At 67.9% G+C, this 13760-nt stretch carries 16 protein-coding genes, 1 tRNA gene and 2 pseudogenes; 8 read left to right on the top strand and 11 right to left on the bottom strand.

Annotated elements, in window-relative coordinates; all coding sequences use genetic code 11:
- Nucleotides 1-245 precede the first annotated feature (245 nt).
- Together HZS55_RS10640 and HZS55_RS10635 are read left to right on the top strand one after the other, a co-directional pair.
- On the top strand, nt 246-881 hold the full coding sequence (locus tag HZS55_RS10640) for an IS6 family transposase (RefSeq protein WP_179907913.1): 636 nt from the start codon (nt 246-248) through the stop codon (nt 879-881).
- 101 nt (nt 882-982) lie between these two features.
- A pseudogene (locus HZS55_RS10635) lies at nt 983-1243 on the top strand (DMT family transporter); the annotation flags it as partial.
- Between the two features lie 220 nt (nt 1244-1463).
- On the opposite strand, the gene HZS55_RS10630 reads toward HZS55_RS10635, so the two are convergent.
- Both HZS55_RS10630 and HZS55_RS10625 read right to left on the bottom strand, forming a co-directional pair.
- On the bottom strand, nt 1464-1715 hold the full coding sequence (locus tag HZS55_RS10630) for a hypothetical protein (protein WP_179911647.1): 252 nt from the start codon (nt 1713-1715) through the stop codon (nt 1464-1466).
- A 245-nt stretch (nt 1716-1960) separates the two neighbouring features.
- Nucleotides 1961-2392: a hypothetical protein gene (locus tag HZS55_RS10625; protein ID WP_179911646.1), complete on the bottom strand. Its 432-nt coding sequence runs from the start codon at nt 2390-2392 to the stop codon at nt 1961-1963.
- A gap of 171 nt (nt 2393-2563) precedes the next feature.
- Between HZS55_RS10625 and HZS55_RS10620 the strand changes: the two genes are divergently transcribed.
- Complete coding sequence (locus tag HZS55_RS10620; RefSeq protein ID WP_179911645.1) at nt 2564-3154, top strand: response regulator transcription factor; 591 nt, start codon at nt 2564-2566, stop codon at nt 3152-3154.
- Nucleotides 3155-3424: 270 nt separating this feature from the next.
- Here the strand turns inward: HZS55_RS10620 and HZS55_RS10615 are convergent.
- Nucleotides 3425-3560, bottom strand: a tRNA-Met gene (locus tag HZS55_RS10615).
- A 179-nt stretch (nt 3561-3739) separates the two neighbouring features.
- Here HZS55_RS10615 and HZS55_RS10610 point away from each other — a divergent pair.
- Complete coding sequence (locus tag HZS55_RS10610; RefSeq protein WP_179911644.1) at nt 3740-5296, top strand: DUF7115 domain-containing protein; 1557 nt, start codon at nt 3740-3742, stop codon at nt 5294-5296.
- Between the two features lie 31 nt (nt 5297-5327).
- On the opposite strand, the gene HZS55_RS10605 is transcribed toward HZS55_RS10610, so the two are convergent.
- Complete coding sequence (locus HZS55_RS10605) at nt 5328-5690, bottom strand: DUF5830 family protein (RefSeq protein WP_179911643.1); 363 nt, start codon at nt 5688-5690, stop codon at nt 5328-5330.
- 111 nt (nt 5691-5801) lie between these two features.
- Between HZS55_RS10605 and HZS55_RS10600 the strand changes: the two genes are divergently transcribed.
- A complete protein-coding gene (locus HZS55_RS10600; RefSeq protein WP_179911642.1) occupies nt 5802-6476 on the top strand; it encodes a TVP38/TMEM64 family protein in 675 nt (224 codons plus the stop codon).
- A 20-nt stretch (nt 6477-6496) separates the two neighbouring features.
- On the opposite strand, the gene HZS55_RS22935 is transcribed toward HZS55_RS10600, so the two are convergent.
- Nucleotides 6497-6616: an HVO_2523 family zinc finger protein gene (locus HZS55_RS22935; RefSeq protein WP_006885078.1), complete on the bottom strand. Its 120-nt coding sequence runs from the start codon at nt 6614-6616 to the stop codon at nt 6497-6499.
- A gap of 154 nt (nt 6617-6770) precedes the next feature.
- Here HZS55_RS22935 and HZS55_RS10595 point away from each other — a divergent pair, with 154 nt between their 5' ends.
- The 3 genes from HZS55_RS10595 to HZS55_RS10585 all read left to right on the top strand — a co-directional run bounded on the left by HZS55_RS10595 (nt 6771) and on the right by HZS55_RS10585 (nt 9037).
- The gene (locus tag HZS55_RS10595) at nt 6771-8378 is read left to right on the top strand and encodes a molybdopterin-dependent oxidoreductase (RefSeq protein WP_179911641.1); all 1608 of its coding nucleotides are present in this window, start codon (nt 6771-6773) and stop codon (nt 8376-8378) included.
- Nucleotides 8379-8460: 82 nt separating this feature from the next.
- Nucleotides 8461-8736 (top strand): winged helix-turn-helix domain-containing protein, encoded by a 276-nt coding sequence (locus tag HZS55_RS10590; protein ID WP_179911640.1) that lies wholly within the window; start codon nt 8461-8463, stop codon nt 8734-8736.
- A 4-nt stretch (nt 8737-8740) separates the two neighbouring features.
- Nucleotides 8741-9037, top strand: coding sequence for a hypothetical protein (locus HZS55_RS10585; protein ID WP_179911639.1), 297 nt, complete (start codon nt 8741-8743; stop codon nt 9035-9037).
- Between the two features lie 92 nt (nt 9038-9129).
- On the opposite strand, the gene HZS55_RS10580 is transcribed toward HZS55_RS10585, so the two are convergent.
- The 6 genes and pseudogenes from HZS55_RS10580 to HZS55_RS10555 form a co-directional block, all read right to left on the bottom strand.
- Nucleotides 9130-9354: a hypothetical protein gene (locus HZS55_RS10580; protein WP_179911638.1), complete on the bottom strand. Its 225-nt coding sequence runs from the start codon at nt 9352-9354 to the stop codon at nt 9130-9132.
- Nucleotides 9355-9525: 171 nt separating this feature from the next.
- Nucleotides 9526-10056: an HTH domain-containing protein gene (locus HZS55_RS10575; protein WP_179911637.1), complete on the bottom strand. Its 531-nt coding sequence runs from the start codon at nt 10054-10056 to the stop codon at nt 9526-9528.
- Between the two features lie 116 nt (nt 10057-10172).
- Nucleotides 10173-10250, bottom strand: a pseudogene (locus tag HZS55_RS10570) (NuoI/complex I 23 kDa subunit family protein); the annotation flags it as partial.
- Nucleotides 10251-10477: 227 nt separating this feature from the next.
- The gene (locus tag HZS55_RS10565; RefSeq protein WP_006885363.1) at nt 10478-10939 is read right to left on the bottom strand and encodes a NuoI/complex I 23 kDa subunit family protein; all 462 of its coding nucleotides are present in this window, start codon (nt 10937-10939) and stop codon (nt 10478-10480) included.
- A 34-nt stretch (nt 10940-10973) separates the two neighbouring features.
- Complete coding sequence (locus HZS55_RS10560; RefSeq protein WP_179911845.1) at nt 10974-12032, bottom strand: complex I subunit 1/NuoH family protein; 1059 nt, start codon at nt 12030-12032, stop codon at nt 10974-10976.
- Nucleotides 12033-12040: 8 nt separating this feature from the next.
- On the bottom strand, nt 12041-13732 hold the full coding sequence (locus tag HZS55_RS10555; RefSeq protein WP_179911636.1) for an NADH-quinone oxidoreductase subunit D: 1692 nt from the start codon (nt 13730-13732) through the stop codon (nt 12041-12043).
- Nucleotides 13733-13760 lie beyond the last annotated feature (28 nt).

The following is a 13760-nucleotide window of genomic DNA, read 5'->3' as shown; positions in this document are numbered from 1 at the left end:
TGATAGCGTGACGAACAGCACAACTCCGTGGTGGGGTTGAGTGCTGTATAGGCACTCGAAATACTCGATTAGCGCGGTTTCGTGGATCTACCCAAGGGCCTCAGTCGATTCATGACGATCGTGTTTGAACCAAATTTTCAAAACAGTCCGGATTGGATATCAGCTTGTCAAGCAAGTTTCGCCCGTACAGGGGGCGGTGTTCAGATAAGGATGAAGAGTGAGGCGGTACGTTTTCAAAGTGATCTATGCCCGAAAACGACCGCCTCGGTGGATGTTTGGACGAGATTGACTTAGCGTTTGTTGAACGCGAGGCGACACCGAAGCTGCTGATGAAGCTCAGTATTCAGCTGCATCTTGCTGGACTTTCGCTTTCGAATACTGTTTCGTTTCTAGAGGTATTCGGTGTCAATCGTGCTCGTTCGACCGTTCACAACTGGGTTCACAAGGCCGATCTACAGCCGGAGGCTGGTCGGTCACCGGATCACGTTGCGGTTGACGAAACCGTGATCCGGATCGACGGCGAGCAGTACTGGCTGTACGCCGCCGTCGATCCCGATTCGAACGAATTACTCCACACGAAGCTTGAACCGACGAGAACGAACGCTCTCGCCGAGATGTTCTTCGGTGAACTCCGCGAGAAACACGATGTCGACGATGCCGTGTTTCTCGTCGACGGCGCCACTCCGCTGAAAGAAGCCTGCGACCGACACGGCCTCGATTTCAGATACGAACGCCATGGAAATCGCAACAGCGTCGAACGTGTCTTTCGCGAGGTAAAACGCCGAACTAATTCGTTCTCAAACTGTTTCAGTCATGTCGATCCAGCAACCGCCGATGACTGGCTTAGCTCTTTCGCGTTCGCATGGAATCGGCTTATCTGAACACTGCCATTCGGGGGGTCCGTCCCGTTCCAGTCGTCCGGTTTCGACCGGTCGGAGAGTCGAAGCCGAAAGGGTAGGCCCGATCACCCGAACTGCGGCGCGTGTCCACGTACCGCAACCTCGGGCTGTTCCTGGCGCTGTCGGCGCTGTGGGGCTCGGCGTTCGTGGCGATCAAGCCGGGGCTGTCGGCGTTCCCGCCGGTCCTGTTCGCGGCGCTGCGCTACGACGTGGCCGGCGTCGTGACGCTGGGGTACGCGGCCCTGCGGGCAGACCGCTGGTGTCCGCGGGGCCGCGACGAGTGGGCGACCGTCGCCGTCGGCGCGGTCCCGCTGATCGCCGCCGTCACCGGCTTCCAGTTCCTGGAGGAGGTCGTCGACGGCTGGACTGCGGCGGGCTTTTGCTGTCTCTTCGGCGGCTTCGTCCTGATCGAGCGTCGGGCGCTCGGACGGGAGATCCCGCGGTTGCGAGCGGCGATCGCCGGCTCCGATGAGTAGCGGTCAGGGAAGGAGGGTCGCTCCGCCGGAGGGCGGTCCCGAGGGCGCGACCGTCCGGCTGGAGGTGGCCGGGCGGTCGCTCGGCGGGTCAGTCGCGGTAGTGCGGATGGCCGACGAGCAGTGCGACGACGTTCAGCGCCAGCAGCGCGACGAACGCGTCGGTGTACGGCTCGGCGGACAGGCCCGTCGCCAGCAACAGCGGCAGATGGAGGAAAGGAAGGGCGACGGCCGCCCAGAAGGCGGCGCCGGTGATCGGCGCGACGATGCTTCTGCCGGCGTCTGAGACGCCGACATCGGCCTGGTCGAGCGACGACGTGAGGTCGGACGAGCGACTTGACATGCGGGGGAACCTCGTACTTCCACGATAGCGCGGTATTACCTTATAACCGTCCGAGTCTTCCGGTTATTTCACAACGTTTCACACGAACGACGGGCGCGTATGGACGTTTTACTAACCCCGTATTTCGTTTCATCGCCGACGGAGAAACGGCGAGACGTTTTATCGAACGAGTAGATCCAATCTCGTCGATCGGTTGACGAGTACTGTGTGATCGGTTGGCGAACGTACGCGTTCGTGCGGTCGGTTCAGCCGAGGAGCGACACCCCGACCTCGTGGGGGCCGTACGGTGTCTCGACGGTGGCGGTGTCGCGGACGTGGTCGATGACGGTCTCCCGCCAGGTCGCGACGGCGTCCGCGTGGCGGTCGTGGTGGCGTTCGACGGTGTACTCGGTGTCGGGCTCCGCTCGGAGTTCGTCCTCGGTGTCGGCCGGCCGCGGGTAAGTCGGCGCCGCGTCGTCGAGCAACGATTCGGGGTCGACGTGAAGCGGCGCCGGCGACCCGTCGTACTCGCCCGTCGCGACGTGCAAGCGAGCGCGCATCCGACCGCTGAACGGCGGCGTCGCCCGCAACACGACCGGTCGGTCGCGCTGAGCCCGGGCCTCCAGCGCGGCGACCACGTCTTCGGCGGTCACCGCCAGCGTCCGGATCCGCCGCGGGTCGTCCGACGCTCCGTCCATCGATGGACACCAAGGCGTTCGCCGACATAACGCCGTCGATGGGACGGATCGACCCGGTCGAAGCGCCCGGTCCCTCGATCCGGTTTTCACACACGATAATCGATGGGGTGGTTTTATGCACTGGTTCGTCCGATAGTCGATAATCCGTCCGTCCAAATCACGGGACTCACGATGACAACGCCGAACCGCAACTCCGGAGACGAAACCGTGCTCGTCGTGGACGACGAGCGCGACATCGCCGACCTGTACTCGACCTGGCTGGCAGAGGAGTACGAGGTCAGGACAGCGTACGGGCCCCACGAGGCGCTCGACCAGGCCGACGAGGCGGTCGACATCGTCTTTCTCGACCGGCAGATGCCGGAGATGAACGGCGACGAGGTCCTCGAGACGCTGCGCGAGCGCCGACTCGAGTGCCGGGTCGTGATGGTGACCGCCGTCGACCCCGACTTCGACATCGTCGAGATGCCGTTCGACGACTACCTCACCAAGCCGGTGATGCTCGACGACCTCCACGGCGCGGCCGAGCGGATGCTCGACCGGGAGAGTTACGACGAGCGCATGCAGGAGTTCTTCTCGCTCGCCTCGAAGAAGGCGACTCTCGAGGCCGAGAAGGACTTCGTGGAGCTCCAAGACAGCGCGGAGTACGAACGGCTCGAATCCGAGGTCGAAGACCTCCGGGAAGAGGCCGACCGGACGGTCTCGGACCTCAGCGAGAGCGAGGACTTCGAGACGCTCTTCCAGGAGTTCCCCGGCGACGCCTGAGCGACGGTCGCGCTCCCGATCCGACACTTCTCCGCGTTCCGCGCGCCGCCCGTCCGCATCGCTTTACCACTCTCCGTACCGCCTCGCCGTGTAGTCGTCACTCTCGGATACGAGCGACGGAAAGTATGCCCGGGGAGGGCTCCGAACCACGGAAAATCTTCGATTTTCCTGCTCTGCGCTCACTCGCGTTCGCGCAGAACCTGTGGGTTCTTCGTCCGCCCGGGCATTTTGCGTAGCTGCCGCTCACACGAGGTTCGCGACGGTAGAGAATGCCCGGGGAGGGCTCCGAACCCTCGATCTCCGCATGTCCCAGGTCCGAGGCTGACGGGCCTCGTGGGGGCATGCCGGCCTGCCGCGCAAGGAAACCCTATGAGTGCGGCGCTATGTCCAGCTAAGCCACCCGGGCGCACTCGTGGATACTGCGGTGTCGGTCTTTAACCTTCTCATCTCAGCCGACGATCCGCCGTCGCGGCCCCGCCGTCCCGTCGTTTCGGTGATCGGTTCGGGGCGGGGCGCGTCCGCTCGCGGGCCGGCCGTCGGGTTCCCACCCCCGGATTTATGCACTCGGACGGGTACACCTCACGCATGGACATCCCGGACCTCGTCAAGGGGGCACTCGACGGCGAGGAGATCCAGGCCGGCGTCTCGCTCGGCGACGAGGACGCGGTCTGTCTCACACCGACGCGAACGCTCGTCTACCGCGGCGAAGGCCTGCTCAGCGACGAGGCGGTCGAGGAGTACTCCCACGACATCGAACAGCTCGCGGTCTCGGAGGGCCGCCGCAAGACGAAGTTCACCATGCAGTACATCGACGGCACGCAGTCGTTCACCGTCCCCGCGAACCGCGGCGAGAAGGTGCTCGAACTGTTCCTCGAGGGCGTCCTCAAGCTCGACGGCGTCATCGAGGCCCGCGAGTCGCTCGCCGGCGTCTATCGGTTCAGCGAACTCACGCTCATCATCGCCGAGGGGCGGCTGATCAAACACATCGGCAGCCAGGTCTGGTCCGAGGACTACGAGGTCTACGCCTACGACGACGTGACGGGGCTGGAGTTCGAACGCGCCAGCGTCGCCACCAGCATCGCTCTCTCGGTCGGCGGTCGCCCCCAGCGGATCAAGGTGCCCAACGACAAGGCGCCGGTCGTCCGGCAGACGCTCGAAGGGGCGCTCTTTAACTACTACGACGTGGCCAACATCGACGAGCTCAACCGCGTCGTCGGCGCCGACGACGCGGACGCGGGCGGCGTCGACTCCGCGACCGAAGCCGGCGGCGACGACTTCTCGTTCGGCGACGACTTCGACCCGCTCGTCAGCGACGAGGCCGAGCTGACCGAGTCCGTCGACGCCGACGAGCGACTCGTCGACGACGACCGCTCGGCCGAACGGTCGCCCCGGGAGCCGGACGAGCGGCCGAGCGGGCAGTCCTCCGACCCGACCGCCGGTCGGTCGCCCGACACAGCGGGCGGCCGGACCGCCGATGCCGACGCCGGTGGGACCAGCGAGCCGGCGACTCGCGGGTCGGACGCGAACGCAGGAACCGCGTCGGAGTCCCCAGATCCGAACGACGGCCAGGGACCGAACGGGAGCGCCGGGAGAGCGGCGGGAGGTGACTCCCCCGACCGAGCCGATTCGAGCGCCGAACCGGCGAACGCGGAATCGGCGCCCGAGCCGGAGCCGGTCGACACCGCCGAGTCGAACGCGGGTGCGGACGCCCGGCGGAGCGAGGCCGACAGCGCGGCGACCGACACCTCGCCTCCCGACGCCCAGCAGGCGGGCTCCCGGCAAGCGGGCGGGGGTCCCCCCTCTCAGCGGGGGGACTCCGGGCAGGCAAGCACCCAGCGGGCCGACGCGGCGGGCCAGGCGGGTGGCTCGACCCGGGGTCGGGCTGGCGACGCCTCGGCCGACCGCACCGCGACCGCGGACGCCGCCGAGGGGTCCGACGACGCATCGACACCGCGCTCGGCGGCGGATTCGACGGCGACGGCGGCCGACGGGACGGAGCCCGCGCCGGTCACGCGCGAGGAGTTCGAGGCGATGGCCGAGCGGCTGGACGAGCTGACCGACGCGGTCGACCGCCAGAACGAACTGCTCAAACGGCAACACCGCGCGCTCAAGCAACTGGTCCAGCGGCGCGACTCGGAGTAGCGGTCGGTACGGGGCGGGTCCGGAGCGGCGGTCAGTCCTCGTCGCGACCGGTGACTTTCCTGATACACGAGGAGCCGAACGGCCCGTGGTCGCCGGCGTCGAGTTCGATGAAGTAGCCCGTCGTGATGCCGGCGCCGCAGCGCTGGCAGGTGAACTCACCCTCCTCGCTGACCACGTCGCCACCGTCGAAACTGACGTAGTCGCCGGTCGTCGGGACGACGGTGTCGCCCTCGCGGTCGATGACCCCGCGACGCTCGGCGGTCTCTAAGATCTCGCGGGTGACCGCGGGGTCGCTGGTCACGGTCTCGATGCGGTCGACGGCCTCAGCCAGCGACAGCTCGGCGTGTTCGAGGTGGGCGAGCAGCTCGACGCCGAGTTCGACGCGGTCGTCCACGTGCGTCGGTGGGGTCGCCCGCGAAGTAAGCGTTTCCGGGTCCGGCCGCGATCCCCCCGAAGCGTGGCGGCGACCACAAGACTTGTGCCGGCGGGGACTGGACCGGAAACGATGGCAGTCAGTCGAGCGACGCGCCGGCAGGTGGGTGGCCTCGCGGCCGTCGCCGTGGCGCTCGCGGCCGGAGCGGTGGTCTTCTCGCCGGCCGCGGTACTCGAGTCGCTCGTCGCGCTCTCGGCCGACCCCTGGCGCTTCCTCGCCGTGCTCGCCGTCCTCTACGTCGCCCGACCGCTCGTCCTGTGGCCGGTCAGTCTGCTCTCGCTGACGGTCGGGTACGTCTACGGCGTGGCGATCGGAGTCCCGGTCGCCGCCGCGGGGCTCGCCGTCTCCACGGCGACGCCGTTCCTGGTCGCCCGCCGGTTCCGGACCGACGAGGGGATCCTCGGACGGACGGCCGGTGTCGGCGACCGCGTGGTCGCGGCGACCGGCGGCTTCCGCGGGCTCGTGGCCGCGCGACTCGCCCCGATCCCGTCGGACGTGATCTCCTCGGCGGCCGGGCTCTCCGGGATATCTCCGCGGACGTACCTCGCTGGGACGCTCGTCGGCGAGACGCCCTGGATCGTCGGCGCCGTCGTCGCCGGCGCGTCGATGCACACGCTCTCGGTCGAGGGGCTCGACCAGGGGATCGCCCTGGTCGCCGCCGCGACGGCCGTCTCGGGGCTCCTGCTGGCCGGACCGACCTACCGGGTCGTCCGCGAGCGCTACGACCTCGGCGTCGACGTCCGGTAGGAGGCGACCGAGGCCGGCGCTCAGTAGAAGGTGTCCGCGCAGTCGTAGACGACGCCGTGTTCCGGACAGACGTACTTGCAGTGACGGTGAGTCATCGGCCGCTCGCAGATCGGACAGGGTCGGCCGCCGGCGTCGCTCATATCCTCGCCTCGGACCGGCGGCGCTTGAGCCTTGTTCTCCGGCGGTCCGCCTCGCCGGTCCCGACCGCGGGCCCGGTCAACCCGAACGAATTCTAGAGAGAGTCCGAGCGGTTTTCGAACAACGCCTATCCGTGGGTAGTCGCCAGTGGGAACCATGACAGGAGACACGCCGCTGGCCGACCGGTATCCGCCGGGAGCCGGCACGGTCGCCATCGCCGTCGCCGCGGGCACGGCCGCGTTGCTCGGCTCGTTCGCCGCGGTCGGCTTCGCACCGGGGTTCGTCGTCGCACCGGTCGAGAGCACGCTCTCGCGGGTGATGCCCGGGTTCCTGATCGCCTTCGCGATCACGGTGCTGGGCGACCTCGGGCAGCAGCTCAACCTCGCCATGGCGGGGGCGGTCGTCGTGGTACTGTACGCGCAGGCGGTCGTCGTCGCGGTCACGGCTGGCCGGCGGCTCGACGAGCGCGTCGTCCCGCTGCTGGGCGGCCCGGCGCTCGTCTGGGGGGTGACGGCCGCGCTGACGGGCCGACCCGTCCTCTCGCTCGGCGCGGCGGTCGGCGCCGGCGTCGTCCTCGCCGTGACCGACGTCTCCGCGTCCCGCGGACCCGCGGCCCGGACTCCGTCCGGCGGACGCCGACGCGTGCTAACCGCCGTCGGTGCCGCAGTCGGGGCGAGCGCCCTGGGGTACGTCGTCGGCCGCGACGGGACCGCAGCGGCCGGTGGCGACCCGAACGGCGGCGACACCGGCGACGGCGACCGCCGGCGCAGCGACCCCGCGATCTACGGGGACGTCGAGGTCCCGACGTTCGACGCGGACGACCAGCTCGCCGCCGCGGCGGAGCGGACCTTCGAGTTCGACGGGCTGGAGCCGCTCGTCAGCGAGCGCTTCTTCAACGTCTCCTACAGCTCGGTCTCGCCGACGCCCGACGCCGCCGACTGGTCGCTGTCGGTCACCGGCGAGGTCGAGGAAGAGCCGTCGTACGACTACGACGATCTGGCCGAGCGTGAGTTCCAGCACCGGTTCGTCGCGCTCCGCTGCGTCGGCGAGTCGCTCAACGGGAAGAAGCTGGACACCGCCGTCTGGAGCGGCGTCCCCCTCGCCCCGCTGATCGAGGAGGCGAAGCCGAATTCCGACTGCGACTGCGTCATGGTCCGGGCCGCGGACGACTACTACGAGGAGTTCCCCCTCGAAGCGCTGGAGACCGGCTTCCTCGCCCTGGGGATGAACGGCGAGCCGCTCCCGCGGAGCCACGGCGCGCCCGTCCGCCTGCTCGTCCCCGGTCACTGGGGGGAGATCAGCGTCAAGTGGATCACCGAGATCGCGTTCCTCGAACGCGAGGCCGACGGCTACTGGGAACGGAAGGGGTGGCACGGCACCGGTCCCGTCGAGACCGTCGCCAAGCTCCACGCGACCGCCCGGACCGAAGACGGCCGACTCGCGGTCGGCGGCCACGCCTACGCGGGCACCCGGGGCATCGAGCGCGTCGAGGTGTCGACCGACGGCGGCGACACCTGGACGGACGCGGAGCTCACCGAACGGCTACCCGGCCCGACGGGCGCGGTCGACGACCCGCCCGAACACGCCGCGGACGCCTGGCGCCAGTGGCGCTACGCCTACGACCCGCCCGATGGCAGCCACGAGGTGGTCGTCCGCGCCACGGACGGCACCGGGACGGTCCAGCCCGAGACGGAGCGGGACGCCTACCCCAGCGGGGCGACCGGCTGGGTGAGTCGGACGGTCGACCCGGGGAGCGTGGGGTGAGGTGGCGGACGGCCGCGCGGGGCTCGTGGGAGGAACCAGCACGCCTAAATCGCAGGCGGAGGACAGGACGGTACGAGCGTCGATGGAGAAGGCACTCTGGTATCTGCTCGCCGGCACGCGCGGCGGCGAGAACCGGGCGCGGATCATCCGGTTGATCGACGACCGGCCGCGCAACGCCAACCAGCTCGCCGAGGAACTCGACGTGGACTACAACACCGTGCGACACCACCTCGACGTCCTGTTGGACCACGACGTGGTCGAGCGCGGCGGCGACGACTACGGCGCGATGTACTTCCTCACGGACCGGTTCGACCGCCACCGCGAGGAGTTCGAGACCATAACCGACCAAATCGAGTGATATCATGGCGATGGGAACCTGGCTCACCGTTGCGACCGCCCTCGCGGGGCTGAACGCCCTGTTACTGGTGGCGCTCGGCGTCGTCTGGCTGCGTAACTACCGAACGTTCGGCACCAACCTCATCCTCGGCCTGCTCGCCTTCGCCGGCGTCATGCTGCTGGAGAACCTCGTCGCGATCTACTACTTCTTCAGCATGCAGATGCTCTACGCCGCCGACCCCGTCGCCCAGCAGGCCGTCGTCGTCCTCCGCGCCCTGCAGTTCCTCGCGCTGCTCTTTCTCACCTACGTCACGATGCAGTGACGCGAGGTCCGCGAGCGACTCTCCGCCGGAAAATCGGGCTTACAACGCGAACTGAACGGTGCTCTCGGTCCCCGACCGGACCGATACCTCTCCTACTGGCCCAGATACGCGTTCTCCGCGTCGACCGTGTTGGGCAGCCGCTCGGTCGAAGACCCGAACGTCGCCGCCGCGTCGTGCGCGTCGAACGGGTCCATCGGCGCCGGCTCGTCGACGCTCGAATCGCTCTCGGCGTCGGCCTCGATCTTGGGCTCGGGCTCGCCGAACGTGCTCTCTGCTGTCGATCCGTCTCGGGTCTCGGGGGTCGCGTGTGTGCTCATCTGCGGTGTGATGTCGAAGGGCGGTCGGCGAACTGGACGGCGCCGTCTGGGGAGAGAATCAGCGTACAGCTACGACGAGCGGCGTCCGTGACATCGGTCTATCTCCTCCGAAGCACCGATCCATAATAAAAGTTCATGTTTTTTGACGGCCACCGGTGAGCGATCGCGGTCTCACTCGTCGGTGACCGGCGCCTCCATCCGACTGATCGTCAGCGAGATCCGGTTGCCGGTGTCGTTGGTGGTGTGAACTTCGCCGGCCACGACGAGGCCCGCCCGAGCGGTCGGACCGATGGCGACGGGGTCGCCGACTTCGAGCGACGGCATGGCCGTCTGGAACTCCACCCAGGCCCGGCAGTCCGTCGGGTGGTTCACGTTCGTGAACGAGACGCTCTCGACGGTCGCGTCGACGCGCTCGAAGTCGTGGGCGACCGTCACCGGCTCGCGCTCGGTGTCCGGATCCCGATTCAGGACCTGAAACGCCTTCTCCGTCGGTTCGTATCCGCCGGTGGGCCCCGCGACGCCTTCGACCAGACCCAGCGACTCCAGCTGGGGCATCTTGTTCCTGATCGTCCCCGGCGTTCGGTCCATCCGCTCGGCGAGGACGGTCGAGTTCACCGGCGAATCGCGCTGTTGGTACTCGTTCACCAGCACTGTCAGCGTCCGCCGCTGGGTCTCGTACAGGTCGAGCGAATCTGCACTCATCTACTGTCGTGTTCGGGCCGAGGCCCTATCGCTATTTGGGTCGACGCCGCATTTGCGCTCGCGGGCAGAAACCGCCGCGCTCGCTCCGTTCGCGCGGACAGAAAACGAGTGGCGGGCTACTGGTAGTCGACTTCGCCGTCGCCTTCGCCGATCCAGCCGCCCCGGTCCGGCTCACGGGATTCGAGCGGGTCGACGGCCACCACCTTTTTCTCGTCGGGTTTCCTCGGTCGCTACGCTCCCTGCGGGAACCGCTCTCTGCTCGTGGGCGCTCGGCGCCCACTCGCACGGTCAGCGGGACCTCCGGTCCCGCTCGACTCGAAAAACGTGGGCGAAAAATCCGGACGACTCGCTCGCTTCGCTCGCTCGCGTCCGGGGAACCGCGCTCGCTCCGTTCGCGCGGACAGTAGAAACGGACAGCCGCTTACTGATAGTCCACTTCGCCGTCGCCTTCGCCGATCCAGCCGCCCCGGTCAGGCTCACGGGATTCGAGCGGGTCGATGTCCTTGTACCAGGGAACGTTCTTGAGCTGTTCCTTGTCGAGGACGAACTCGTCTTTGGTGTCGGCGGTCCACTCGAAGTTCTGCGTGAGCAGGATGGCGTCGACGGGGCAGACCTCCTCGCACAGGCGGCAGTAGATGCACTGGCCGATGTGGAGGTTGTACTGCTCGCCGTTGCGCTGGTCGTCGGTGACGATCTGGATGGTGTCGTTCGGGCAGACGTTCTCGCACTGGCGACACCAGATGCAGCGCTCCTGGCTGAACTTGTGGACGCCGCGGAAGCGCGGACTCACTTCCGGCGGGGTCTCGGGATACTCGACGGTGAACGTCTCGCCGTCGAGCGCGTGTTTCATCGTCGTTGCCATCGACTTGAGGATGCCTATCATTGGGAGTCACCTCCGCGCGCCGTCGGTGTCGGGGTCACGCGTTGACCACCCCGACGATGACGGCGGTCAGGACCAGGTTGGCAAAGGAAAGGACGAGCATGCCCTTCCAGCCGACCTGGATCAGCTGGTCGATACGCAGCCGGGGGACCGCAGAGCGCGCCCACTGCGTGAACAGGTAGACGGAGACCATCTTGACGAAGAACCAGACGACGCCCGGGAGCACCGGCCCCGAGGCGCCGCCGAGGAAGATCGTCGCGATGATCGCGCCGCCGAGGAAGATGTGGATGAACTCGCCGAGGTAGATGAGCACGAAGTACACCGACGAGTACTCCGTCTGGTAGCCGGCGACGATCTCCGTCGGCGCCTCCGGGATGTCGAACGGGTTGCGCCCGACCTCCGCCAGGTTCGCGATCAGGAAGAGGACGAACGCGAAGGGGTTGACGAAGGCGTACCACGACGGGATCGGGATCCCGCCGAGGGTGACGAGCGTCTGGCGCTGCATCTCGACGATGGTCGACATCTGCAGCGAGCCGGCGAAGATGACCACCGACGCGCCCGTCAGTACCAGCGGGATCTCGTAGGCGAGGTTCTGCGCGACCGCGCGCAGCCCGCCGAGGAACGAGAACTTGTTGTTCGACGCGTAGCCGGCCATCAGCAGGCCCGCCGACGCGATCGACGCGACCGCGAACACGAAGGCCAGCCCCGTCTCGGGGTCGGCCAGCTGCAGGTTGTTGCCGAACGGGATGACCGCGAAGCCGAGCAGCGCGGAGCTGGCGATGATCAGCGGTGCCAGGTCCCAGGCGGGGCGGTCGACGCCCTCGGGAACGATGAGTTCCTTCGAGAGCAGGCGCACGGCGTCCGCGGGGATGATCAGCAGCCCGTAGGGGCCGTGACGGTTGACGGCGATGCGGTCGGTAAAGGCCGCCGTGATCTTCCGCTTGCCCCAGATGCCGAGCACGGCCGTCATCGACAGCAGGACCGTCGCGATGACGCCCGCGGCGGCGATGCTCGTCACGACGATCACCCACGTCTCGTTGGTGTCGAGCCCGAGCAGGTCGGCGATGATCTTCGGGAACGGCGTCGCGGACTGCAGCGGCGCCATTACCGGTCGACCTCCCCGAGGACGATGTCGAGGCTGCCGAGCGAGGCGATCATGTCGGGGATGTACTCACCCTCGGACATGACCGGCAGCGTCTGGAGGTTCGAGAAGCACGGACTCCGGATCTTGAACCGCGCCGGCTTGTCCGTGCCGTCCGAGCGCATGTAGATACCGAGTTCGCCCTTGGCGCCCTCGACCGCGCGGTAGATCTCCGTGTCGGGGTCCGGGCGCAGCGTCCGCGGGACGTTCGACTGGATCTCCCGCTCGTCCTCCGGCCAGTCCTCCAGCAGGTCGACGCACTGCTCGATGATGCGGGCCGACTCCTCGACCTCGCGCAGGCGGACGAGCAGGCGCGCGAAGTTGTCACAGCCGTCCTCGGTGACGACGTCCCAGTCGAGCTGGTCGTAGTAGCCGTAGGGGTCGTCCCGCCGCAGGTCGTAGTCGATGCCCGACCCGCGGGCGACCGGGCCGGTCGCGCCGTAGGACTTGGCCTCCTCCGGGGGCAGGACGCCCGTGTCGACCGTCCGCATCTGGAGGATCTCGTTGGAGGTCATCATGTCGTGGTACTCCGCGAGCCGCTCGGGGAGCTCGTCGACGAAGTCGCGGATCTTCTCGAAGAACTCCTCGCGGGGCTCGGGCAGGTCCCACGCCACGCCGCCCAGCCGCAGGTAGTTGAACATCAGCCGCTGACCGGTCAGGTCCTCGAGGATGTTCTGGACCGCCTCGCGGTCGCGGATGCCGTACATGAACAGGGCCGTGAAGTCCCCGTAGATGTCCAGCGCGAACGTCGACACCGCGAGCATGTGACTCGCAATCCGGCACAGCTCCGCCGACATCGTCCGGACGACCTGCGCGTACTCGGGCACCTCGATGTCGGCCAGGTCCTCGGCCGCGCGGGCGTACGCCCACTCGTTGAGGATACCGGCCGAGATGTAGTCCCACCGGTCGGGGTAGGGCATGATCTGGTGGCGGTAGGTGCCCTGCTGGCACATCTGCTCCTCGCAGCGGTGGAGGTAGCCGATGTCCGGGTCGAGGTCGGCGACCTGCTCGCCGTCGAGCACCGTCTCGATGTGGAGGACGCCGTGTGTCGCCGGGTGGTGGGGACCGATGTTGAGGAACATCGTGTCCGTGTCGTCCTGGCCGCGGTGGTCCTCCTGAAGCGGGTTCGCGTGCTCGCGCAGCGTGACGACCTGGGGCTCCTCGCCGCTGAAGTCCTGGGAGAGCGGATGGCCCTGCCAGGTCTCGGGCAGGAGGATCCGCCGCATGTCCGGGTGGCCCTCGTAGTCGATGCCGACGAGGTCGTACGCCTCACGCTCGTGCCAGTCGGCCGTCCGGTAGACCGGCTCGGCGCTCTGGCTGACCGGGTCGTCTTTCGACGTGGGGACGACGACCGACACCTCCTGGGTGGGGTCGTCGTACTTCTTCAGGTGGTAGATCGACTCGTAGCGGTCGTCGTACTCCTGAGCCGTGACACAGGAACAGTGGTCGAAGCCGGCCTCGTTGCGCAGCGCGAAGAGGGCGTCCTGCACCTCGTCCGGGCGGACGACGAAGCCTTCGGCGTTGACGTGGCGCTCGCGGTCGATCACCGTGTCGCCGAGCAGCGCGGCGAGCTCGTCGTAGTCGACCTCGCCCTCGGAGACGCCGACCTGCTCCTCCGTGGCGAGGATGTCGCTCTCGGGCTCCTCCAGGCTCATGCGAGACACCTCCGGTGTCGAGCGTGAG

This window comes from Halosimplex rubrum (genome assembly GCF_013415885.1).
GTDB lineage: Archaea > Halobacteriota > Halobacteria > Halobacteriales > Haloarculaceae > Halosimplex > Halosimplex rubrum.
Note: the sequence above shows the minus strand (reverse complement) of the source record. Positions and strands in the feature narration are given on the sequence as shown.